The organism is Bradyrhizobium sp. SZCCHNPS1003 (assembly GCF_032381555.1).
Taxonomy (GTDB): Bacteria; Pseudomonadota; Alphaproteobacteria; order Rhizobiales; family Xanthobacteraceae; genus Bradyrhizobium.
Window position 1 is genome coordinate 36,854 of the sequence record NZ_JAUHIU010000007.1, and the last position, 21,252, is coordinate 58,105.

17 protein-coding genes are annotated in these 21,252 nt (G+C 65.9%); 6 read left to right on the forward strand and 11 right to left on the reverse strand.

What is annotated here, in order from left to right:
• Window positions 1–56 precede the first annotated feature (56 nt).
• Together QX126_RS12905 and QX126_RS12910 are read right to left on the reverse strand one after the other, a co-directional pair.
• A complete protein-coding gene (locus tag QX126_RS12905; protein ID WP_315781326.1) occupies window positions 57–1,655 on the reverse strand; it encodes an AMP-binding protein in 1,599 nt (532 codons plus the stop codon).
• A 118-nt stretch (window positions 1,656–1,773) separates the two neighbouring features.
• The gene (locus tag QX126_RS12910; protein WP_315740586.1) at window positions 1,774–2,640 is read right to left on the reverse strand and encodes a 3-keto-5-aminohexanoate cleavage protein; all 867 of its coding nucleotides are present in this window, start codon (window positions 2,638–2,640) and stop codon (window positions 1,774–1,776) included.
• A gap of 188 nt (window positions 2,641–2,828) precedes the next feature.
• On the opposite strand from QX126_RS12910, the gene QX126_RS12915 reads away from it, so the two are divergent.
• Window positions 2,829–5,414: a cation-translocating P-type ATPase gene (locus QX126_RS12915; protein ID WP_315781329.1), complete on the forward strand. Its 2,586-nt coding sequence runs from the start codon at window positions 2,829–2,831 to the stop codon at window positions 5,412–5,414.
• Here the strand turns inward: QX126_RS12915 and QX126_RS12920 are convergent.
• From QX126_RS12920 to QX126_RS12935, 4 genes are all read right to left on the reverse strand, one after another.
• Window positions 5,384–6,175 (reverse strand): helix-turn-helix domain-containing protein, encoded by a 792-nt coding sequence (locus QX126_RS12920; protein WP_315781332.1) that lies wholly within the window; start codon window positions 6,173–6,175, stop codon window positions 5,384–5,386. The genes QX126_RS12915 and QX126_RS12920 overlap by 31 nt on opposite strands.
• A 177-nt stretch (window positions 6,176–6,352) precedes the next feature.
• Window positions 6,353–7,009: a glutathione S-transferase family protein gene (locus tag QX126_RS12925; RefSeq protein WP_315740589.1), complete on the reverse strand. Its 657-nt coding sequence runs from the start codon at window positions 7,007–7,009 to the stop codon at window positions 6,353–6,355.
• Window positions 7,009–8,178 (reverse strand): acyl-CoA dehydrogenase family protein, encoded by a 1,170-nt coding sequence (locus tag QX126_RS12930; RefSeq protein ID WP_315740590.1) that lies wholly within the window; start codon window positions 8,176–8,178, stop codon window positions 7,009–7,011. Before QX126_RS12930 ends, QX126_RS12925 begins: the two co-directional genes overlap by 1 nt.
• A 138-nt stretch (window positions 8,179–8,316) precedes the next feature.
• Complete coding sequence (locus QX126_RS12935; RefSeq protein ID WP_315781335.1) at window positions 8,317–9,456, reverse strand: acyl-CoA dehydrogenase family protein; 1,140 nt, start codon at window positions 9,454–9,456, stop codon at window positions 8,317–8,319.
• Between the two features lie 269 nt (window positions 9,457–9,725).
• Here QX126_RS12935 and QX126_RS12940 point away from each other — a divergent pair, with 269 nt between their 5' ends.
• Window positions 9,726–10,958 (forward strand): ABC transporter substrate-binding protein, encoded by a 1,233-nt coding sequence (locus QX126_RS12940; RefSeq protein WP_315781338.1) that lies wholly within the window; start codon window positions 9,726–9,728, stop codon window positions 10,956–10,958.
• Between the two features lie 1,283 nt (window positions 10,959–12,241).
• On the opposite strand, the gene QX126_RS12945 is transcribed toward QX126_RS12940, so the two are convergent.
• On the reverse strand, window positions 12,242–13,015 hold the full coding sequence (locus QX126_RS12945; protein ID WP_315781340.1) for a helix-turn-helix transcriptional regulator: 774 nt from the start codon (window positions 13,013–13,015) through the stop codon (window positions 12,242–12,244).
• 200 nt (window positions 13,016–13,215) lie between these two features.
• Here QX126_RS12945 and QX126_RS12950 point away from each other — a divergent pair, with 200 nt between their 5' ends.
• From QX126_RS12950 to QX126_RS12965, 4 genes are all read left to right on the forward strand, one after another.
• Window positions 13,216–15,483, forward strand: a complete 2,268-nt coding sequence (locus QX126_RS12950) for a marine proteobacterial sortase target protein (RefSeq protein ID WP_315781342.1) — start codon at window positions 13,216–13,218, stop codon at window positions 15,481–15,483.
• A 101-nt stretch (window positions 15,484–15,584) separates the two neighbouring features.
• Window positions 15,585–16,154: a class GN sortase gene (locus QX126_RS12955; protein WP_315781377.1), complete on the forward strand. Its 570-nt coding sequence runs from the start codon at window positions 15,585–15,587 to the stop codon at window positions 16,152–16,154.
• Between the two features lie 114 nt (window positions 16,155–16,268).
• Window positions 16,269–16,985: a DUF1614 domain-containing protein gene (locus tag QX126_RS12960; RefSeq protein WP_315774210.1), complete on the forward strand. Its 717-nt coding sequence runs from the start codon at window positions 16,269–16,271 to the stop codon at window positions 16,983–16,985.
• Window positions 16,986–17,042: 57 nt separating this feature from the next.
• A complete protein-coding gene (locus QX126_RS12965; RefSeq protein WP_315774212.1) occupies window positions 17,043–17,867 on the forward strand; it encodes an MlaD family protein in 825 nt (274 codons plus the stop codon).
• Window positions 17,868–17,896: 29 nt separating this feature from the next.
• Here QX126_RS12965 and QX126_RS12970 read toward each other — a convergent pair whose 3' ends face one another.
• The 4 genes from QX126_RS12970 to urtD all read right to left on the reverse strand — a co-directional run bounded on the left by QX126_RS12970 (window position 17,897) and on the right by urtD (window position 21,246).
• On the reverse strand, window positions 17,897–18,238 hold the full coding sequence (locus QX126_RS12970; protein ID WP_315781380.1) for a zinc ribbon domain-containing protein: 342 nt from the start codon (window positions 18,236–18,238) through the stop codon (window positions 17,897–17,899).
• Window positions 18,239–18,334: 96 nt separating this feature from the next.
• Complete coding sequence (gene fmdA, locus QX126_RS12975; protein WP_315778493.1) at window positions 18,335–19,564, reverse strand: formamidase; 1,230 nt, start codon at window positions 19,562–19,564, stop codon at window positions 18,335–18,337.
• Window positions 19,565–19,600: 36 nt separating this feature from the next.
• Window positions 19,601–20,290, reverse strand: coding sequence for an urea ABC transporter ATP-binding subunit UrtE (gene urtE / locus QX126_RS12980; RefSeq protein ID WP_315781382.1), 690 nt, complete (start codon window positions 20,288–20,290; stop codon window positions 19,601–19,603).
• A gap of 200 nt (window positions 20,291–20,490) precedes the next feature.
• Window positions 20,491–21,246 carry an urea ABC transporter ATP-binding protein UrtD gene (urtD, locus tag QX126_RS12985; protein ID WP_315759547.1) on the reverse strand — a complete coding sequence of 252 codons (756 nt, stop codon included), beginning with the start codon at window positions 21,244–21,246 and terminating at the stop codon, window positions 20,491–20,493.
• Between the last annotated feature and the right edge of the window lie 6 nt (window positions 21,247–21,252).

The following is a 21,252-nucleotide window of genomic DNA, read 5'->3' on the forward strand; positions in this document are numbered from 1 at the left end:
GATGGACGGGCCATCTTGCTGCGCGGGAGCGAACCCGGAATCTCGAGGATCACCCCTCACGCGCTCTTCGCCACGAAATGATCGCCATAGGCCTGGCGCAGCTCGACCTTGCGCAGCTTGCCGGTGGCGGTCATCGGCATCTCCTCGAGCACCCGCACCAGCTTCGGCACCTGGAAGCCGCCAAGCGACTTGCGGCAGTGCTCGAGCAGCTCGGTCTCGCTGGCCTGTGCGCCGGGCTTGAGCTTGACGAAGGCCGAGACGGCCTCGCCCCATTGCGGATGCGGCAGGCCGACGACGGCGGCATTCTGCACCGCCGGATGCGCCAGCAGGGTCTCCTCGATCTTGACCGAGGCGACGTTCTCGCCTCCGGACTTGATCATGTCCTTCTTGCGATCGAGGAACAGCACCTCGCCCTTGTCGATGACCGCGAGATCGCCGGTATGGTGCCAGCCGAACTTGCGGGCGTCCTCGGTCGATTTCGGATCCTTGTAGTAGCCCAGCATCACGTTGGGCCCGCGATGCACGAGCTCGCCGATCTCGCCCGGCGGCAGCAGGTTGCCGGCATCATCCATGATCGCGGTCTCGTTGACGAACAGCGACTCGCCCCAGTAATTGCCGAACCGATTGAGCTGCACCTCGGGACGCGACATCGTCGTCGCCGGATACATCTCGGTCTGGCCGCTGGTCAGCACGAAGTTCGGGCACAGCTCCTTGATCGCGCGCTCCAACAGCGGCCGGCCCATCGGCGCCATCGTGTAGAGGCAAGTCCGCAAGTGGGAGAGGTCGAACTCCTTGCGGCGCGGATGATCCAGGATCGCCTGGTACATCAGCGGCAGGCCGACGAACACGGTGAGGCGGTCGCGCACGATCGCCTCCATGCAGGCGACCGGGTCGAAGCCGCGCATCAGCGCCATGCGGCCGCCGACCGAGAGATAGCTGAGCAGCAGCACATGGCCGGCGCAGTGGAACAGCGGAAATTGTCCGGTGATGCCGTCGTCGCGCGAGAGCTGCATCTCGATGCAGTTGCTCATCACGGCCATCACCACGGCGAGGTGACAATGCATCGCGCCCTTCGGCCGCGACGTCGTGCCCGAGGTGTAGATGATCATCGCAAGATCGCGATCGTTGATCTCGATCTCGGGCTCGACGTCCGAATGCCCCTGGATGAGGTCGGTGAAGCCGGCGAGCCCCGCGGCCTTCGCCGTCCCGGTGAGATCGACGGCGATCAGCTCGACGCCCCGCTTTTCCAGCGCGGCGCGGCGGTCCGCCTGAGCAAACAGATTGTCATCGATGAGCGCGAAGCGAACCTCGGCATGGCCGAGGATGTAGTCCATGTCGGCGGGCCCGAGCATCGTATTGATCGGCACCCAGACGAGACCCGCGCGATGGATGCCGAACAGCGCTTTGACGAACTCAATCGAGTTGTTGCAGACGGTCGAGATCTTTTCGCCCGGCTTCAGCCCCTTGGCGACGAGATAGTTCGCAAACCGGTTGGCATCGCGCTCCAGCTCGGTGAACGTCACCTGACGGGCGCCATCGGTGATCGCCACCCGCTCGGGAAAGCGGCGCGCCGCGCGCTTCAGGAGATCTCCGATCGCGACCCGGCCGATGCGGCCGGGACCGGACACGCCGCCGGTGGCATCGAGATTGGTCATTGGTCTGTTCCCTCCCCATCCACGTCATTGCGAGGAGCCGAAGGCGACGAAGCGATCCAGGGCGTCGTGCAGAACTCTGGATTGCGTCGCTGCGCTCGCAATGACGGCGTATGCCGCGTCAATTCACCGTGCCAAACATCTGCCGGGCCTCGGCGGGACTTGCGATCTCGCGGCCCGCGCGCCGCGCGCACGCCGCGATGGCCTCGATCAGTTGGCCGTTCGAGGTCACCTTGGTGCCGTCGCCGAGATAGAACGTGTCCTCCAGCCCGGTGCGGAGATGGCCGCCGAGTTCGGCGCAGCGCTGGTGCAGCGGCCAGATCTCGGCGCGGCCGATTGCCGTGACCTGCCAGTGCGCTTCCGGCAGCTTCAGCTTGAGCAGGATCGGCAGCAGCTCGGGATCAGCCGGCATGCCGGAGGCAACGCCCATCACGAAATTGTACTCCAGCGGACCGCCATACATGCCGGTCTGGCGATACATCGCGACACAGCGCACGATGCCGACGTCGAAGCATTCGAATTCCGGGATCGTGTGGGCGTCCTTCATCGCGGCGAGATAGTCCTGGATCTTCTCGACCGAGTTGTCGAACATCATCGGCGGCCAGGCCCAGTTGTTGTCGGCCTTGACCTTGAGATAGTTCAGCGAGCCGGCATTGCAGGCCGCGATCTCCGGCCGGGTCTGCCGGATGCAGTCGAGCGCACCTTGATAGTTCGGTCCCGACACGCCCGAGGTGTGATTGATGATCACGCCGGGACAGGCCTCGCGGATCGCCTGCTGGATCTCGCGGGAGACGTCGACGTCCCAGGACGGCAGATGCCCCTTGCCCGGCGCCTGCTGGCGCAGATGGATGTGCATGATCGCAGCACCGGCGTCATAGGCGCGCCGCGCCTCGCGCGCCATCTCCTCGGGCGTGACCGGCACATGATGCTGCCTGGGATCGGTGAGCACGCCGTTCAGCGCGCAGGTGATGACGGCTTTGTCGCTCATGGCACTCGTTCGATGGCTTCGCGCAAGCGGCGCTGTGCTGATCCGGCCCGTATATGACGGTGTCTCCGCCTGATCTGCTTGCGTTGACTCGCTGGTTGGAGGCCGCGCAACCCGCTATTGCTCTGCATCAAGCGCCCGGACGGGATCGGCGCTAACTGGTTCCCATGTTTCTCGTCACGGGGCGTGCAATGCCGATCGACACACAACCGGCGCCGACAATTCCGAACGGCCTGAGCGCAGCCGAGGCGGCACGGCGTCTGACGGCGGAGGGATTCAACGAGCTGCCGCAGACCGGCAAACGCTCGATCCTGCGCCTCGTCGCCGACGTGCTGAAGGAGCCGATGCTGCTTCTGCTGCTCGCCGGCGGGGGCATCTATCTCGCGCTGGGCGACGCGGCGGAAGCGATGCTGCTCGGCGTGTTCGCCTCGGCCTCCGTCTTCATCACCATCGTGCAGGAGGCGCGGACCGAGCGCGTGCTGGAATCGCTGCGCGACCTCTCCAGCCCGCGCGCCCTGGTGATCCGCGACGGCGAGCGCATCCGCATCGCCGGCCGCGAGGTGGTGCGCGGCGATCTCATCGTGCTCGCCGAGGGCGATCGCGTCGCGGCCGATGCGGTGCTGCGGGAGTGCGACGATCTGCTGACGGATGAATCGCTGCTGACAGGCGAATCCGTGCCGGTGCGCAAGCGCCCCGCCCCGGCCGAGCCGATCGACACGCCCGCCGCGGCGGCCGGCGGCGACGACCAGCCATTCGTGTTCTCCAGCAGTCTCGTCGTTCGCGGCGGCGGCATTGCCGAGGTGACGGCGACCGGGCCGCACACGGCGATCGGCAGGATCGGCCAGTCGGTGACCGCCCTGGAGACCGAGACGCCGCGGTTGCGGCAGCAGACCCGGCGCCTGGTGCTGGCGTTCGCCATCGGCGGCGGCATCGTGGTTGCGATCACGGTCGTGCTCTATGCGGTGTACCGCGGCGGCTGGCTGGAGGGAATCCTCGCCGGCATCGCGCTGGGCATGTCGATGCTCCCCGAGGAATTCCCGGTGGTGCTGACGGTGTTCCTGGCGATGGGCGCCTGGCGCATCTCGCAGGCGCGCGTGCTGACGCGGCGCGCTTCGGCGATCGAATCGCTCGGCGCCGCCACCGTGCTGTGCACCGACAAGACCGGCACCCTGACGCAGAACCGCATGATGGTGGCCCGGCTGGTGCTGCCGGACGGCGGCGCGCTGCAGCCTGCGACGGCGACGCCGGATGCCATCACGCCGCCCTTCCGCGATCTCGTCGCCACCGCCGTGCTTGCCTGCGACCCGCAGTCGCATGATCCGATGGAGAAGGCGCTGCACGCGCTCGGCGCCGACGCCACCGCAGGCGCCACGTTGCAGCGACGCTACGGCTTGCGCCCCGACCTGCTGGCGATGACCAACGTCTGGTCGCGCGACGGCGCCGGCGTCGTGGCGGCCAAGGGCGCGCCGGAAGCGATCGCATCGCTCTGCGGCGTCGACGGCGGCGAGCTGGCGGCGCTGCAGGCGCGCGTCGAGACGCTCGCCGCCGAGGGCCTGCGCGTGCTCGGCGTCGCCCAGGCGAGCTGGAGCGGCGAGGCGCTCCCCGACATACAGCAGGACTTCGCGTTCTCGTTCCGCGGTCTCGTCGGCTTCGCCGACCCGCTGCGTCCGGAGGTGAAGGATGCCGTCGCCGAGTGCCGCTCCGCCGGCGTCCGCGTCATCATGATCACCGGCGACTATCCCGCGACGGCCACCGCCATTGCGCGGCAGGCCGGGATCGATCCCGAGCGCGTCATCGCGGGCCCCGAGCTTGCCGATCTCGACGACGACGCCCTGGCGCTTGCGGCGCGCGCGCCGACGGCGTTCGCGCGCATCATGCCGGAGCAGAAGCTGCGCATCGTCACCGCGCTCAAGGCCGACGGCGAGATCGTCGCGATGACCGGCGACGGCGTCAACGATGCGCCGTCGCTCAAGGCGGCGCATATCGGCATCGCGATGGGCGGCCGCGGCACCGACGTCGCGCGCGAGGCCTCGGCGATCGTGCTGCTCGACGATGATTTCGGCTCGATCGTCAAGGCGATCCGGCTCGGCCGGCGCATCTACGACAATCTGCGCAAGGCGATGAGCTTCATCCTTGCCGTGCACTTTCCGATCGCCGGGCTGGCGCTGCTGCCGCTCGTCACCGGTCTGCCGCTGCTGCTCGGGCCCGTGCACATCGCTTTTCTCGAGATGATCATCGATCCCGTCTGTTCGCTGGTGTTCGAGGCCGAGACCGAGGAGAGCGACATCATGCGGCGGCCGCCGCGCGATCCGCAGGAGCCATTGCTGCCGCGGCCGCTGGTGCTGTGGGGGGCGCTGCAGGGCATCCTGGCGATGCTCACCACGGGCGGCGTCCTGCTGCTGGCACACCGCAATGGCATGCCGGACGACGAGCTCCGCGCGCTGGTGTTCTTCACCCTGGTGTCGGTGATCGTCAGCCTGATCTTCGTCAACCGCTCGTTCTCGAGCTCGCTGCGCGAGGCGCTGCTGCGGCCGAACCGCATGCTGCTGCTGGTGATCGGCTTCGTCGTCGCCGTGCTCGCGACCAGCCTGACGCTGCCCGCCGCCGCGGCGCTGTTCCGGTTCGGACCGCTGCATGTCGACGATCTCGCGCTGACCGCGGCAGCCGCGCTGACCACGCTGATCATGCTCGAACTGTCGAAGTTCCCGCTGCGCGCCGCGCTCGCGCGGCACGCAGCCAGGAAAGATCAGGTCAAGGCGACCTCGCCGGCGCGGTAGATCGCGAGATCGCGCGAGCCGGAGAAGATCGCGCGCGGCTTCAGCCCGTAGAAGCGACGGATCGAATGGCTGAAATGCGTGGAATCCGGATAGCCGATGTCCTGCGCGAGATGCGCGAGGTTGAGGTCCTGGTTGGCGTAGTTGAGCAGATGCCGCGCGCGCTTCCAGGCCCGGAACGAACGGAAGGAGATGTCGGTCTCCTCCTTGAACAGATGCAGGAAGCGCGACGTCGACAGCCCCACCGCGGCGGCGCAGCTCTCGGCGGTCGCCGGCTCGCCGGAGAAGCGGTTGATCAGGCCGATCGCCTTGACAACGCGCGGGTCGAGCGTCCGCTGCGGCAGCACCTCGCCGAAGCAGAGGCGGTCGAAGATCGCGCTGGTGACGTCGCCGCTCAGCGGCCGCTGCACCAGCTCCTCATAGGCGGCGCGAATGCGGCAGGCGAACGCCTCGGCCTCGCGGGCGACGCGGCTGGCGAAGCGGTCCAGCGTGCCGATCGGCACGCTCTCCGGCTCGATGGTGACGACGATGACGGTGCGATAATCGCTCTCGATGGTGTGCGGCCGGTTCGGCGGCACGACCAGCAGCTCGCCGCTGCGCTCTTCGGCTCCTTCGGCCAGCAGCCGCAGGCTGCCGGTGAGCGCGACGTAGATATGGCACGCGCCCGAGCAGCGCTGGCGCGGACGACCGAGCAGCCCGGCGTAGAAGACGCGCTCGGGCGTGATCAGCATGAGATGGCCGGAGTCCCGGCGGGTCACATCCATGGTCTTCCTCCTGAGGCGCGGCTCTGGCGGCCGCTTCTTTGGAGAAGAACCATAGCGCAATTCGCGCCCCTGTCATCGGCGACGATTGCCGATTTTTGTCGCGGTTAACTCACCGATTCGAGATGATCGTCGTTCCGGGGCGCGCGCGAGCGCGAACCCGGAATGACGTGCCCAAAGCTACGGCCTGACCCGCGGCTTGATGCCCTGCTCGATCCCGGCGCGCTGCTCGGCCGCACGCGCGCGGCTGTAGCCTTCACGCTGCTGCAGGCGCGCCCAGTAAGCAGCCACATTCGGCCCAAAATCCTTGGCGAGCCCAAGCGTGTCTGCGAGACGCAATGCATAGCCGATCACGATGTCGGCCGCGGTGAAACGACCCGCGCACAAGAACTCGGCATTCGCCGTCGCTGCCTCCACGGCGCGCAGCCGTCCCAGGAACCACTTGGCATAATCGGTGGCGACCTGCGGCGAGCGCCGCTCCTCCGGCTCGAGCTGAGTGTATCGCAATACCAGCGTCTGCGGGAACGTCAGCGTGGCGTCGGAGAAATACATCCAGTTCAGGAACGCGCCGTAGTCCTTTTCCTCAGGCCCGACCATCAGCGGCGTGGGTCCGTGCTTGACGCCGAGGTAATGGCAGATGCCCGAGGACTCCGTCATCTTCGTCTCGCCGTCGATCAGAAACGGGATCGTGCCGAGCGGATTGATCGCCAGATACTCCTTCGCCAGCACCCGCGGCGGGAACGGCAGCATCTTCAACTCGTAGTTAAATCGAAGCTCTTCCAGCATCCACAACGGGCGAAACGAGCGGGCGCCGTCGCAATGATACAGCGTGATCATCAGGCGTTCCCCGCTTTGCCGCTGCCTGGCAAGGTCCCCATCATCTTGCACAGGATGGTCAGCATCACCTCGTCGGCGCCGCCGCCGATCGAGCTCAGGCGCGAATCGCGGTAGGCGCGGCTGACCGGTGTCTCGTTCATGAAGCCCATGCCGCCCCAATATTGCAGGCAGGCGTCGGTGAGTTCGCGCCCCAACCGGCCGGTCTTGAGCTTCACCATGGTCGCGAGCCGCGTCACGTCCTCGCCGGCGATCAGCGCCTCTGCGGCCTGATAGGTCAGCGCGCGCAGCAGCTCGACCTCGGTCTGCATTTCCGCGAGCTTGAAGTGGACGACCTGGTTGTCGAGGATCGAGCGGCCGAACGCCTTGCGGTTGCGCGTGTACTCGATGGTCGCATTGATGATCGCTTCATGCGCCTTCAGGCAGGCGGCGCCGGCCCACAGCCGCTCCTCCTGGAACTGCATCATCTGATAGGTAAAACCCTGCCCCTCCTCGCCGATGCGGTTGCGCTTGGGGACGCGAACGTTGTCGAAGAAGATCTGCGCCGTGTCCGACGAGCGCATGCCCATCTTGTCGAGCTTGCGCGCGACCTGCACGCCCTTGCTCTTCATCGGCACGCAGATCAGCGACTTGTTGCGATGGACAGGTCCGTCGCTGGTGTTGGCGAGCAGGCAGATGAAATCGGCCTGGGTGCCGTTGGTGATCCACATCTTGCCGCCATTGATGACGTAGTCGTCGCCATCGCCGCGCGCCTGGGTCTTGATCGAGGCAACGTCGGAGCCCGCGCCGGGCTCGGAGACGCCGATGCAGGCGACATAGTCGCCTGAGATCGCGGGCGCCAGAAACTCCTTGCGCACCTCGTCGGAGCCGAACCGCGCCAGCGCTGGCGTCGCCATGTCGGTCTGCACGCCGATCGCCATCGGGATGGCGCCACAATTGATGGCGCCGAGCTCTTCCGCCATCATCAGCGCGTAGGAATAGTCCAGCCCCTGGCCGCCGAACTCGACCGGCTTGTTGAGGCCGAGAAAGCCGAGGTCACCGAGCTTCTTGAACAGCTCATGCGCCGGAAAGATGCCGGCCTCCTCCCATTCGTCGACATGGGGATTGATCTCGGCAGCGATGAATTTCTGCAGGATGCGGCGCGGTTCGTCGTGGTCGGCGGTGAAGAGCATTCTTCGTCGAGCTCCTGTCGTCTCTTTTCTTGACGTCATGGCCGGGCTTGTCCCGGCCATCCACGTCGTTGTTCTTATATGGCGTACAGCGTGGATGCCCGGGTCAAGCCCGGCCATGACGAGCGGACAGAGTGCGCGTCACAATCCCATCTGCCGGCTGGCCAGATCCTTCATGATCTCCTCGGTGCCGCCGCCGATCGCGTTGACCTTCACCTCGCGATAGATCCGCTCGACCCGGATGCCGCGCATGAAGCCGGCGCCGCCGAAGATCTGCACCGCTTCGGAAGCGCAGTAGGCCATCGTCTGCGTCGCCTGGTTCTTCATCATGCAGATCTCGGCGACCGGATTGTCGCCCTGTTCGAGCCGCCACGCCAGCATTTCCAGCATCGCCTGCGATGCCGCCACGCGCTGCGCCATGTCGACCAGCTTGTGGCGGATGACCTGGTGCTGCGCGAGCGGCTTGCCAAAGGTCTGGCGCTCCTTGGCGTAGGCAATCGCATCGTCGAGGCAGACACGGGCGTAGGCCGTGCAGCTCGCCGCCATGCCCATCCGCTCGCTGTTGAAATTGTGCATGATCAGCTTGAAGCCCTGCCCCTCCTCGCCGATCAGGTTCTCGACGGGCACGCGGCAGCCGTCGAAATGCAGGGTCGCGGTGTCCGACGCCCACCAGCCCATCTTGTCGAGCTTGGTGCGCGTCAGGCCCGGTGTGTCGCCGGGAACCAGCAGCAGGCTGACGCCCGCCGGCCCAGGTCCGCCGGTGCGCACGGCGACAGTGATGTAATCAGCGCGCATCCCGGAGGTGATGAACGTCTTTTCGCCGCTGACGACGTAGTGATCGCCGTCGCGGACCGCCTTGGTCCTGAGATTGGCAACGTCGGAGCCGCCGCTTGGCTCGGTGATCGCCAGCGCCGAGATCTTGCGCCCCGCAAGAATCTCCGGCAGCACGCGCGCCCTCACCTGCGGCTGCGCGGCGCGCGCGATCGGCGGCGCGCCGATCGTATGGCTCATCAGGCTGGCGCTGATGCCGCCGGCACCCGCACGCGCCAATTCCTGCGACGACACGATCTTCATGAACTGGTCGGCCGGCACGCCGCCGAATTCCTCCGGGAAGCCGAGCCCAAGCAGGCCGATCTCCGCCGCCTTCAGATACAGCGCGCGCGGAAATTCGCCGGCCTCGTCCCACGTGCTCGCGAACGGCGCGATCTCCTTGTCGACGAAGCGCCTGATGACGTCGCGGAAGGCCTCGTGCTCGGCCGTGTAGAACGGGCTCTTGGTCATGGCGGCGCCGGGAGGATCCTGCTTCGTGCGCGGGAGAAGATGCGCCGGAAACGCCCGTATCAACTTGCGTGGAGTGGCTGGCCGGCAAAATCAACTGCGGCGCGCCCGATCGGCCCCCGCCAGGTTCCCAAGGCCAGCGCCTGGACGCAAGACAGTGCATTGCACACATCTGCCCACTCGATTGCGGTGAGCGGCCTCCCATGGCCACCATCGCCGCAGGCCAAGAGCAAAAACGACAATCACGGAAATTCAATCGAAGAAGCCCAGGGATGTTGCCGATGACGACCAGGACTCTGCTCTCATTCGCGGCCGCGGCCGCCTTTTCCGTACTGGCGAGCCAGAGCGCGCTTGCGCAGAAGAAATACGACACCGGCGCCACCGACACCGAAATCAGGATCGGCAACGTCGAGGCGTATAGCGGCCCGGCCTCGGCCTACGGCATCATCGGCAAGACCGAGGAAGCCTATTTCAAGATGATCAACGATCAGGGCGGCATCAACGGCCGCCGGATCAACTTCATCTCCTATGACGACGGCTACAGCCCGCCGAAGACGGTCGAGCAGGTGCGCAAGCTGATCGAGAGCGACGAGGTGTTCCTGGTGTTCAATGCGCTGGGCACGCCGACCCAGACCGCCGTGCAGAAATATCACAATGCCAAGAAGGTGCCGCAGCTGTTCCTGGCCACCGGCGCCAGCAAATGGAACGACCCGAAGGAATTCCCCTGGACCATGGGCTTCCAGCCGAGCTACCGCGTCGAGGCGCGGATCTTCGCCAAGTACATCCTCAAGGAGAAGCCGAACGCGAAGATCGCGATCTTTTATGCCAATGACGATTTCGGCAAGGACTACGTCCTCGGCATCAAGGAGGTGCTCGGCGATAAGGCCAAGACCATGATCGTCGCCGAGGAGAGCTACGAGACCACCGAGCCCTCGATCGATTCCCATATCGTCAAGCTGAAGGGAACCGGCGCTGACGTGTTCGTCAACATCTCCACGCCGAAATTCGCAGCCCAGGCGATCAAGAAGATCGCCGAGCTGGAATGGAAGCCGATGCATGTCATGACCGACGTCTCGATCTCGATCGGCGCGGTGATGAAGCCCGCCGGCCTCGACGCGTCCGAAGGCGTGCTGTCCGCCGGCTATCTCAAGGATCCGTCGGACCCCCAGTGGAAGGACGACGAGGGCATGAAGAAGTTCATGGCCTTCATCGACAAGTACATGCCGGGCGCCAACATCTCCGACGCCAACCTCGCCTATGGCTATGCCGCGGCCCAGACCATGGTGCAGACCCTGAAGCAGTGCGGCGACACTCTCACCCGCGACAACGTCATGAAGCAGGCCGCCAGCCTGAAGGATTTTGCGCCCGACACCCTGATCCCCGGCATCAAGGTCAATACCGGCCCCAATGATTTCGCCCCGATCGAGCAGCTCAAGATGATGCAGTTCAAGGGCGGCAAATGGGACCTGTTCGGCGACATCATCAGCGCGGACGTGGGGGGATAGGCGGACAAGATCGTCCCGTGTGCTTCAGCCAACCCGTTTCGCTGGTCTGAGCACACGGGCTTGGCATTGGCCTCGCTCTCGCAACGACGGCAGTGTGCTCCCCTCCCCCTTGCGGGGAGGGGTTGGGGGTGGGGGTCCCCGCGCACCGACCCGCATGAAGGCCCCCGCGCCTATCGACGTCGTCGCTCGATATCAGCTGCTCTGGACCTCAGCCCCCCCTCGCCCCTGCCGCGAAGCTGTGCTCGCGTCTCTCAGAGATCCTCCCTCATCACATCGAGCACGACTCGTTGGACCCCCACCCCCTCCCCGCAAGGGGGAGGGGAGCTGACCGACATCGCGGCAAGAGCCTGCTCTTCACGAAGAAAACCGATGTTCGGCTTGCCTCCGGATTCTGATAAAAATAATTTACTTGCGATTTTTCGGAATTCATGATTGTATCCCTGCATCCCGCCTCACCGCAGAGGGGCGTTGCGCGCGATCGTCACGACACGCGAGGTGGGGATGCGATGGCCGCGAGAGATCACAGCATTCTCCTCAACGAGGATGCGGACGAACGATCGCTTGCGGACGTGAAGTCGCAGCGTCCTGACACCCCGATGCTGGTGTCCCGCGCAATGCGCAAGCATTGTCGCGAATGGTGGCCAACAAGCCCGGCGCACCAGGGAGACTGCGTATAAGCGTGAAGACCGTCGCGCAGGGAATGCCGGTTGAATCGGCTTTGCCTGTGGTACCTGCCGCCTGCATTTTTTGAGCAGGCGGGCCATGGGTGAGGCCTTCACCCGGCATTCCCTGCGCCCTCTGCATTTGAGGAGGGACGAACTGATCGCAGACCTCGGGCATGATGTGCCGCGGGAATGCGTCGACATGTCCGTCGTCTGCTGTTCGATCCGTTCTGCTGTTTAGGCCTTCTGCTGTTTGAGCCGTGAATCCGCCCACCCACCGCTGTCGTCCCGGCGAACGCCGGGACCCATACTCCGCGGCGGTTGTGTTGGGCAAAATGCCAATGACCAGCCAGCCTCAAACCCCTCCCTGGGGGTATGGGTCCCGGCGTTCGCCGGGACGACAGCGTATTTGTAGGAGCACCGCGTCTCCCACACGCACCGTCCTAGCGAACGCGGCGACGGAGTCAGCTGCCGTAGGGTGGGCAAAGCGGACGCCCGCAGGGCGGTTGCGTGCCCACCGTCCGTCGGCGCATTCGGAGCGAATGGTGGGCACGGCGTGCGGTGGAGCGCAGCATGCAACACGCACCGGGGCGCGCCTTTGCCCACCCTACACCTAACAACTCACGCCACGCCTTGCACGAACAGCGCGAACGGCTCCTCGATCGTCTTGCGCAGATGCTCGCGATAGAAGGCATAGTGCGGATCGTCAGTCCCGAGTCGGCCGAAGCTCGGCTCCACCACATTGCGCAGCGGAAGCAGCGCGATTGGCGCCGCGATCGGCGTCAGCAGCGAGCCGCGGCCCGCCAACAGCGTCGTGATGATGCCGTACATCTCGCCGGTAATGGTGGGACGCGACACGGTGATCAGGCGGTGCTGGCCGTGGCGGTTGGTGACGAGGTAGACGAAGCCGGACTGGTTGGGCACGGCGACCTCGCCGAACTGCGTGAACGCCGCATCGAGCCGCGCGCCCTCGCGAAACACCAGCGACGACGCCGCATCGTCCCAGACGATGTCGGTGCGGTAGGCGTAGATCGCGTCCTTGTCGCCGAATGACGGCCGCAAGGTGACGTAGGTGCCCTCGATCCACTCCACAGCCCGCCGCGAATAGGAGCCGAGACTGTCCGGCGCGATGCCGCCGCTCGTGGCAGGCGCCGCGAGAGGCGCGCTCGGCGCCTTGCGCAGGGACATCCCGAGCGCCTGCTCCAGCCGGACGATGGTGGCCAGCGTGAACGGGCGGCGGCCGCCGAGCGCCTTCTCCAGGGTCGACAGGCTCAGCCTGGCCTGCTCCGCCAGCGCCTGCCGCGACATCCGGCGCCGCGCGATCTCCTCGCGGATGGTCTCCGCGACCTGCCGGCTCTGCTCGTCGGAAAGCTCGCTGTTGTCCGGTATCGACATCCTGTCCCCTGCCGCGTGACGCCCACCTCTTCTAGCAGACGGACAAATCAGCACAAACCCGGACAGATCAGCCGCGCTCTCGACCACCACCGGACAGACGCGGGCGGGCCGCGGCCAAACAAGACCGACCATTCCGCTCGCGGCGCCGGCGCGCTGCGCTCAGTGTCGGCATGCCGAAATTGTTCGTTGCGGAGCCAATGATGAGCGAGACGATCGACCACGATATCAGAAGCAGCACCCATCCGGTCCGGTCGTGGATCGTGACCATGCTGCTATTCCTGCTGCTGCAGGCCGCCGCCGTGCTGCTGGTCGGCTTCACGGCGCTGTTTCTCAGCGTCACCCCTGGCTGGTCCGCCGAAGGGTCGCTGGCGCCGCTGACCAGGCCGGGCGATGCCCGCTCCGGCGCGCTGCTGTTCAAATCCGACGGCAGCTATGCCGAGGCGCCGCGGCTCGGCATCGACGTCGACATCGTCGTTTCAGGCCCGACGGCGCGGGCGCGCGTGACGCAGCTGTTCAAGAACACGAGCTCGCAATGGATGGAGGCGGTCTATGTCTATCCGCTGCCGCCCGACAGCGCGGTGGACACGCTGAAGATGATCGTCGGCGACCGCGTCGTGGTCGGCGACATCAAGCCGCGCGAACAGGCCAAGGTGATCTACGAGCAGGCCAAGCGCGACGGCAAGACCGCGGCGCTGACCGAGCAGGAGCGGCCGAACATCTTCACCAACTCGCTCGCCAATATCGGCCCCGGCGAAACCGTGCTGGTGCAGATCGAATATCAGCAGCCGGTGGCGCAGGCGGCCGGCGAATTCTCGCTGCGGGTGCCGCTGGTCGTGGCGCCGCGCTACAATCCGGCGCCGATCGTGCAGAGCGTCGATTTGCGCCCGGGCGGCAACGGCTGGGGCGCCGCTGCGAACGATCCGGTACCGGACCGCAACCGCATCTCCCCGGAGGTGCTCGATCCGGCCAAGAATGACCCGGTCAATCCAACCAGGATCGCGGTGCGGCTGCAGGCCGGCTTTGCGCTCGGCGAGGTCAAGAGCCACCATCACCAGGTGACGATCGACAGCCCCGATGCGAAGACGCGAGTCGTCACCCTGGCCGAGGGCGTGGTGCCGGCCGACCGCGACTTCGAGCTGACCTGGAAGCCGGCCGCTGCGGCGATGCCGTCGGTCGGGCTGTTTCACGAGCAGGTCGGCGACGCCGATTATCTGCTCGCCTTCGTCACGCCGCCTGCCGTGGCAGCGCCGGCGCAGCGGCCGCAGCCGCGCGACGTCATCTTCGTGATCGACAATTCCGGCTCGATGGGCGGCACCTCGATCCGCCAGGCCAAGGCCAGCCTGCTCTATGCGCTGGGCCGGCTACAGCCGGGCGACCGGTTCAACGTGATCCGCTTCGACGACACGATGACCGTGCTGTTTCCGTCCTCGGTGCCGGCCGATGCCGAGCATGTCGGCAGCGCCACCAGCTTCGTTAGTTCGCTGGATGCGCGCGGCGGCACCGAGATGGTCCCTGCGATGCGCGCGGCGCTGACCGACGACGGCAGCGACAGCGCGCGCGTGCGGCAGGTGGTATTCCTCACCGACGGCGCCATCGGCAACGAGCAGCAGCTATTCGAGACCATCACCGCAATGCGCGGCCGCTCGCGCATCTTCATGGTCGGTATCGGCTCGGCACCGAACACCTATCTGATGACGCGCGCCGCCGAGCTCGGCCGCGGCGCCTTCACGCATATCGGCTCGGTCGAGCAGGTCGAGGAGCGCATGCGCGGCCTGTTCGCCAAACTCGAGAACCCGGCCGTGACCGCTCTGACCGCGACGTTTTCGGAAGCCTCAGCGGATCTCACGCCCGCGGTGCTGCCGGACGTCTATCGCGACGAGCCGCTGGTGCTCGCCGCGAAGATCGACCGTCTCGCTGGATCGCTGCAGCTCAAGGGCCGCATCGGCGACCAGCCCTGGACCATCACGCTGCCGCTGTCAGGCGCCGCCGAAGGCAAGGGCCTCTCCAAGCTGTGGGCCCGGCGCAAGATCGGCGATGCCGAGGTGGCACAGACGATGCGGCAGATGACATCAGAGGAAGCCGACGGCGCGATTCTGAAGCTCGCGCTGGAGCATCAGCTGGTGACGCGCCTGACCAGCCTCGTCGCCGTCGACAAGACGCCGCGGCGGACCGATGGCGAGCCGCTGAGGCTTTCCGAGCTGCCGATCAACCTGCCCGCTGGATGGGACTTCGAAAAGGTGTTCGGCGAGCGCAGCCGGATGCCGACGATGCAGAACGAGCGCCGCGCTGAAGCTGACGGCGACGTCCAGCTCGCTGCGCTGAAGCGACCGGTCGTTCCGGCGGCGCCTGCGACGATCACACTACCGAAGACGGCGACCGATGCCGAGCTCAGCATGCTGCTGGGACTGGGCGTGCTGCTGCTCGAGCTGATCTGGCTCGTCGCCATCCGGCGGCGGGCGACCAACTGATACGCGCCGTCATTGCGAGCGAAGCGAAGCAATCCAGGGCCAGGTTCGCGACTCTGGATTGCTTCGTCGCTTCGCTCCTCGCAATGACGGGAGGAGACATGATGCCCCGCTTCCTCATCCCGCTCGCGATTGCCCTGGTCGGCCTCGCCCTGTTCGGCCACGGCGCCCTCATCCACGCCAAGGCCGTCGTCGCGCAGGTGCTGCTCGACCGCGCCTTCACTGAGACCGTCGCCACCGGCCATCCGGTCAAGCCGTGGTCCTGGGCCGACACGGTCCCGGTGGCGCGGATCGAGGTGAAGCGCCTCGGCGTCTCCACCATCGCGCTGACCGGCTCCAGCGGCCAGGCGCTCGCCTTCGGCGCCGGCCATGTCGAAGGCAGCGCCGAGCCGGGCCAGCCGGGCATCGCGGTGTACTCCGCGCACCGCGACACGCATTTCCGCTTCCTGCGCGACATCAGGATCGGCGACGAGATCGACATCGTCAGGCGCGACGGCAACACCTTCCGCTACCGCGCCGACGCCGCCCATGTCGTCCGCTTCGATGCCTCGGGCATCGATCCAGGGACCGACAGCGCCGAACTGGTGCTGTCGACCTGCTGGCCATTCGATGCCCTGACACAGGGGGCGGAGCGCTATGTTCTGCACGCCACGATGATCGCTGCGGGCAAATGAACGGGAGCATGGCCGCTCTTGGGAACCAGGCGACGAATGCCCATTTGTCACCCTGCCGTCCCCGTGGAATGATCCTACGGGGACGGCAAGGCCCACATCTCAAACGCTTTCGACATGCATTCCCAGGTCCAATATCTGCCGATCACGCCGGCCTTCTTCGCCATCCTGGTGCTGGCGTTCGGCGTCCTGATCGTCCTGATCCAGCTCGGCATCCTGCGCTACGCCTACATGAAGCTCGGCGTCAGCTCGGGCACCGCGATGCTGCTGCTGTTCGGATCGCTGATCGGCAGCTATTTCAACATTCCGATCACCATGCTGCCCGGGCAGGTCGCGCGCTCCGGCGAGATCATCGACTTTTTCGGCATGCAGTATGTCGTGCCGCTGGTGCATCAATGGCCCGGCACCCTCCTCGCCGTAAATGTCGGCGGCGCCGTGATCCCGACGATCATGTCGACCTATCTCGTGCTGCGCTACCAGCTCTGGCTGCGCGCGGCGATCGCGGTGCTGGTGATCGCCGTGATCATCCACGCGATGGCAACGCCGGTGCAGGGCGTCGGCATCGCCGTGCCAGTGTTCGCGCCGGTCGTCGTGACCGCGATCCTGGCGTTCCTGCTGTCGCGCGAATATGCCGCGCCGCTGGCCTATATCGGCGGCTCGATGGGGACGCTGGTCGGCGCCGACCTGATGAACCTCGACAAGATCGGCAGCCTCGGCGCGCCCGTGGCCTCGATCGGCGGCGCCGGAACCTTCGATGGTATCTTCCTGACCGGGATTCTCGCGGTGCTGCTCGCGGGCCTCGCCGCCCCGTCCCGGCCCGGGCTCGCGCGCTGAGCTTCCAACCGGGAGACTTAACGGCTAAAATCGAGCAGAGGCAGCGACGGACACGGAATGCGCGCGATCAATCTCATCGTCGGAACCCTGACGATCGCGGCCGTTGCGGCCGGGATCAGCGGCGTCCTGATCAAGCAGAAGGCGCGGATCGCCCAGCAGCGCAGCGTCATGCGCGTCGTGTTCGACGGCGGCTCGGCGGCGGGCCTGCGCAAGGGCGGCCCGGTGAATTTCGACGGCGTGCAGGCCGGGCAGATCCTCTCGATCAACCTCGAAAGCCCGCGCAAGATCGTTGCCATGATCACGCTCGACAATTCGGCGCCGATCCGCAAGGACACCACGGCCGGCATCGAATTTCAGGGCCTGACCGGCATCGCCGCGATCTCGCTGGTCGGTGGCGCGCCGACGGCGCCGCCGGTGCCGTTCGATCGCGACGGGGTGCCGGTGCTGACGGCCGACCTCAAGGACCAGGAGACGATGGTCGAGACGGTGCACAACGTCGACAAATTCATCGTCAGCAATGCACCGGCCATCAAGGAGGCGCTGCAGACCTTCGAGTCCGAGACGGCGTCGCTGCAGGAGAAGACCGCAGCGATCGACGCCGCGATCGACAAGGCCGAGGACGTGTTCAAGGGCTTCGACACACTCGTGACCAGGATCGACGGCGCCATTCCCGGCTTCGCGGACGGCAATCCCGGACAGCTGTTCGATCAGATCAAGTCGATGCGCGAGCTCGTCGACAGCTTCAAGCGCAAATCGGCCAAGGTGATCGACGAGAGCCGCAAGACGCTGCTCGACATCAGCGACGGCGCCAATGCGATGACTGTCAAGTTCGGCGGCCAGCCGACGGGTCCGGGTCCGCGCCGCGTGCCGGCGTCACGCTGAGGGACGGCGGATCGCGCCGCCCCTCGCGTTCAGTGGCTGATCATCCACGGCCGCGCCGTCGGAAAGCCCTTGGCGCCGCTCCTGGTCTTGGTCATCAACCGCGGCGACTTCTTCGGCGAGCAGCAGCCGCAGCCCGGCCCGTGCTTCGCCTTGTATTCCGCGACCGTCTGCGGCGCGTGGCGGCTGCGCTCATTGGTGGCATGCGCCGTTCGCCGCTCCGCGGGCATGCAGGCGAAGGCGGGTGCGGTGAGGATCACGCGCGGCGCCATGTCCTGGCATTGCGGACAGACCTGCGGCTCATCACATTCAGCCATCGGGCGCATGTCGGTGAACGGACCGCATGCATCACAGAGATATTCATAGACCGGCATCGTTTCGTCTCCTGCGCAACAATCATCTCCATCTCACGCGGCGGATGCGGGGCGGCCGATACGCTGCCGTCCCACACCCATCGCGCAGGGAGACCGCTATTTGTCCGGCGAGATCGGCATCTGGATATCGCCCGTGATGTGCTTGATCGGCCCCGCCGACGACGGCATCACGTCGAAGTCGAAGATCTCGGTCGGCAGCCACAGAGTGGCGCAGGCGTTGGGCACGTCGACCACGCCGGAGATGTGGCCCTGCACCGGCGCGGTGCCGAGGATCGAATAGGCCTGGGCGCCGGAGTAGCCGAACTTCTTCAGATACTCGATGGCGTTGAGGCAGGCCTGGCGATAGGCGATGTGGACGTCGAGATAGTGCTGCTTGCCGGCCTCGTCGACCGAGATGCCCTCGAAGATGAGGTAATCGCGATAGTTCGGCGTGATCGGCGACGGCTTGAAGATGGGATTCTTGATGCCGTATTTCGCCACGCCGTCCTTGATGATGTCGACCTTGATGTGCAGCCAGCCGGCCATCTCGATGGCGCCGCAGAAGGTGATCTCGCCGTCGCCCTGGCTGAAATGCAGATCGCCCATCGAGAGGCCGCCGCCGGGCACGTAGACCGGGAAGTAGATCTTCGAGCCGCGCGACAGGTCCTTGATGTCGCAATTGCCGCCATGCTCGCGCGGCGGCACGGTGCGGGCGCCCTCGGCACCGATCTTGGCCTTGGCGTCGCCCTTGGCCTGTCCGGCATGCGCGGTCGGCGCGAACGGCGGGTTGGCGAGACCGGGCACGCGGGTCGGGTTGGTGGCGATCAGCGCGGTCTCGCGCTCGTTCCAGGTCGCGAGCAGCTTCGGATCGGGCAGACAGCCGATCAGGCCGGGATGGATCAGGCCGGCGAAGTTCACGCCCGGCACGTGACGCGACGAGGTGTAGAGGCCCTTGATGTCCCAGATCGACTTCTGCGCCAGCGGGAAGTGATCGGTCAGGAAGCCGCCACCGTTCTGCTTGGAGAAGAAGCCGTTGAAGCCCCACAGGCTCTCCTTCAACGGACCGACGTCGAGCAGGTCGACGACCAGGAGGTCGCCCGGCTCGGCGCCCTTGACGCCGATCGGCCCCGACAGGAAGTGCACGATCGACAGATCGATGTCGCGCACGTCGTCGGCGGAGTCGTTGTTCTTGATGAAGCCGCCGGTCCAGTCGTAGGTCTCGATGATGAAATCGTCGCCGGGATTGACCCACTCCACCATCGGAATATCCGGGTGCCAGCGGTTATGGACCTTGTCGTTCTCGTAGGCCGACTTGGTCAGATCGACCTTGATCAATGTGTCTGGCATCAGAAGCTCCCCATTTTCCTTGCTTGGACGGAGTGGTTAGACGGACAGATATTTCGAGACCTGTGCGGCATCGACCTGATCGCGCGGATCGTCGCGGACGATCTCGCCGTTCTCGATCACCAGCACGCGGTCGGCGATGTCGAGCGCGAAGCTCAGCACCTGCTCGGAGACGACGATCGACAGCCCCTTCTCGTCGCGGATGCGCTTCAGGGTGCGCGCCATGTCCTTGATGATCGACGGCTGGATGCCCTCGGTCGGCTCGTCGAGCAGCAGCACCTTCGGCTTGGTCGCGAGCGCACGGGCAATCGCGAGCTGCTGCTGCTGGCCGCCGGAGAGATTGCCGCCGCGGCGGCCCTTCATCTCCAGCAGCACCGGAAACAGCTCGTAGATGTCGGCGGGCACCTCGGACTCGCCGGAGACGACGAGGCCGGTCTCGATGTTCTCCTTCACCGTCATGGTCGAGAAGATCATGCGGCCCTGCGGCACATAAGCGAGGCCCTTGGCGACGCGTTCGTAGCTCTTCATGCCAGACAGCTCAGTGCCGTTCATGTCGATGGAGCCGCTCTTGGATGGCAGAATGCCCATCAGCGACTTCATTAAGGTGGTCTTGCCCATGCCGTTGCGGCCCATGATCGCAACGATCTCGTTGGGCGCGACCTTGACGTTCAGGCCATGCAGCACCTCGCTCTGACCGTAGGCGACATGGAGATCGGAGATTGCGAGCATCAATGGCTCCTGCAAAGTGATGAACTTGAATGAGGCTGCAGCAACATCGGCAGAGCGCTCCCTCCCCCCTTGTGGGGGAGGGTTGGGGAGGGGGGTGGCCCCAAGCGAGACTGCCGCCGTGGGCCCCCTCCCCTAACCCCTCCCCACAAGGGGGAGGGGAACGCGGCGTCATTCGGAGCGAACAGGATCGCGATCATCGCTCAATGCCCCAGATAGACTTCGACGACCTTGGGATCGTTCTTGACCCGCTCCATCGTGCCTTCAGAGAGGATCTGACCCTGGTGCAGCACGGTGACCTTGTGCGCGATGTCCTCGACGAACTTCATGTCGTGCTCGATGACGAGCACCGACCGATCCTTGATGATGCGGTTGAGCAACTCGGCGGTCTTGGCGCGCTCGCTGACGCTCATGCCGGCCACGGGCTCGTCGAGCATCAGCAGGTCCGGGTTCTGGATCAGCAGCATGCCGATCTCGAGCCACTGCTTCTGGCCGTGGCTGAGCTCGGCGGCCGAGGTCTTGAGACGGTCCTTGAGGAAGATCATCTCGGCGACCTCCTCGACGCGGTCCTTGACGACCGCGTCGCGCTGGAAGGTGAGCGAGCCGAACACGGTGCGGCCGCGCGGAAACGAGATCTCGAGATTCTCGAACACGCTGAGATCCTCGAACACCGACGGCGTCTGGAACTTGCGACCGACACCCGCCTTGACGATCTCGTTCTCGCGCAGCTTCGTCAGCTCCTTGCCGCGGAACTGGATCGAGCCCGAGGTCGCCTTGGTCTTTCCGCAGATCAGGTCGAGCACCGTGGTCTTGCCTGCGCCGTTCGGGCCGATGATCACGCGAATCTCGTTCTCCTCGACATAGAAGGAGAGATCGTTGACCGCCTTGAAGCCGTCGAAGGAAACCGTGAGCGCTTCGACCGCGAGCAGGAAGTCCTTGGGCTGATGACCGATGAGCATCGCTGT

Excerpts from the sequence above, each read along its gene's own strand:
- QX126_RS12905 (WP_315781326.1), bottom strand. The coding sequence starts at position 1,655 with ATGACCAATCTCGATGCCACCGGCGGCGTGTCCGGTCCCGGCCGCATC.
- QX126_RS12910 (WP_315740586.1), bottom strand. The coding sequence starts at position 2,640 with ATGAGCGACAAAGCCGTCATCACCTGCGCGCTGAACGGCGTGCTCACC.
- QX126_RS12915 (WP_315781329.1), top strand. The coding sequence starts at position 2,829 with ATGCCGATCGACACACAACCGGCGCCGACAATTCCGAACGGCCTGAGC.
- QX126_RS12920 (WP_315781332.1), bottom strand. The coding sequence starts at position 6,175 with ATGGATGTGACCCGCCGGGACTCCGGCCATCTCATGCTGATCACGCCC.
- QX126_RS12925 (WP_315740589.1), bottom strand. The coding sequence starts at position 7,009 with ATGATCACGCTGTATCATTGCGACGGCGCCCGCTCGTTTCGCCCGTTG.
- QX126_RS12930 (WP_315740590.1), bottom strand. The coding sequence starts at position 8,178 with ATGCTCTTCACCGCCGACCACGACGAACCGCGCCGCATCCTGCAGAAA.
- QX126_RS12935 (WP_315781335.1), bottom strand. The coding sequence starts at position 9,456 with ATGACCAAGAGCCCGTTCTACACGGCCGAGCACGAGGCCTTCCGCGAC.
- QX126_RS12940 (WP_315781338.1), top strand. The coding sequence starts at position 9,726 with ATGTTGCCGATGACGACCAGGACTCTGCTCTCATTCGCGGCCGCGGCC.
- QX126_RS12945 (WP_315781340.1), bottom strand. The coding sequence starts at position 13,015 with ATGTCGATACCGGACAACAGCGAGCTTTCCGACGAGCAGAGCCGGCAG.
- QX126_RS12950 (WP_315781342.1), top strand. The coding sequence starts at position 13,216 with ATGAGCGAGACGATCGACCACGATATCAGAAGCAGCACCCATCCGGTC.
- QX126_RS12955 (WP_315781377.1), top strand. The coding sequence starts at position 15,585 with ATGCCCCGCTTCCTCATCCCGCTCGCGATTGCCCTGGTCGGCCTCGCC.
- QX126_RS12960 (WP_315774210.1), top strand. The coding sequence starts at position 16,269 with ATGCATTCCCAGGTCCAATATCTGCCGATCACGCCGGCCTTCTTCGCC.
- QX126_RS12965 (WP_315774212.1), top strand. The coding sequence starts at position 17,043 with ATGCGCGCGATCAATCTCATCGTCGGAACCCTGACGATCGCGGCCGTT.
- QX126_RS12970 (WP_315781380.1), bottom strand. The coding sequence starts at position 18,238 with ATGCCGGTCTATGAATATCTCTGTGATGCATGCGGTCCGTTCACCGAC.
- fmdA (WP_315778493.1), bottom strand. The coding sequence starts at position 19,564 with ATGCCAGACACATTGATCAAGGTCGATCTGACCAAGTCGGCCTACGAG.
- urtE (WP_315781382.1), bottom strand. The coding sequence starts at position 20,290 with ATGCTCGCAATCTCCGATCTCCATGTCGCCTACGGTCAGAGCGAGGTG.
- urtD (WP_315759547.1), bottom strand. The coding sequence starts at position 21,246 with ATGCTCATCGGTCATCAGCCCAAGGACTTCCTGCTCGCGGTCGAAGCG.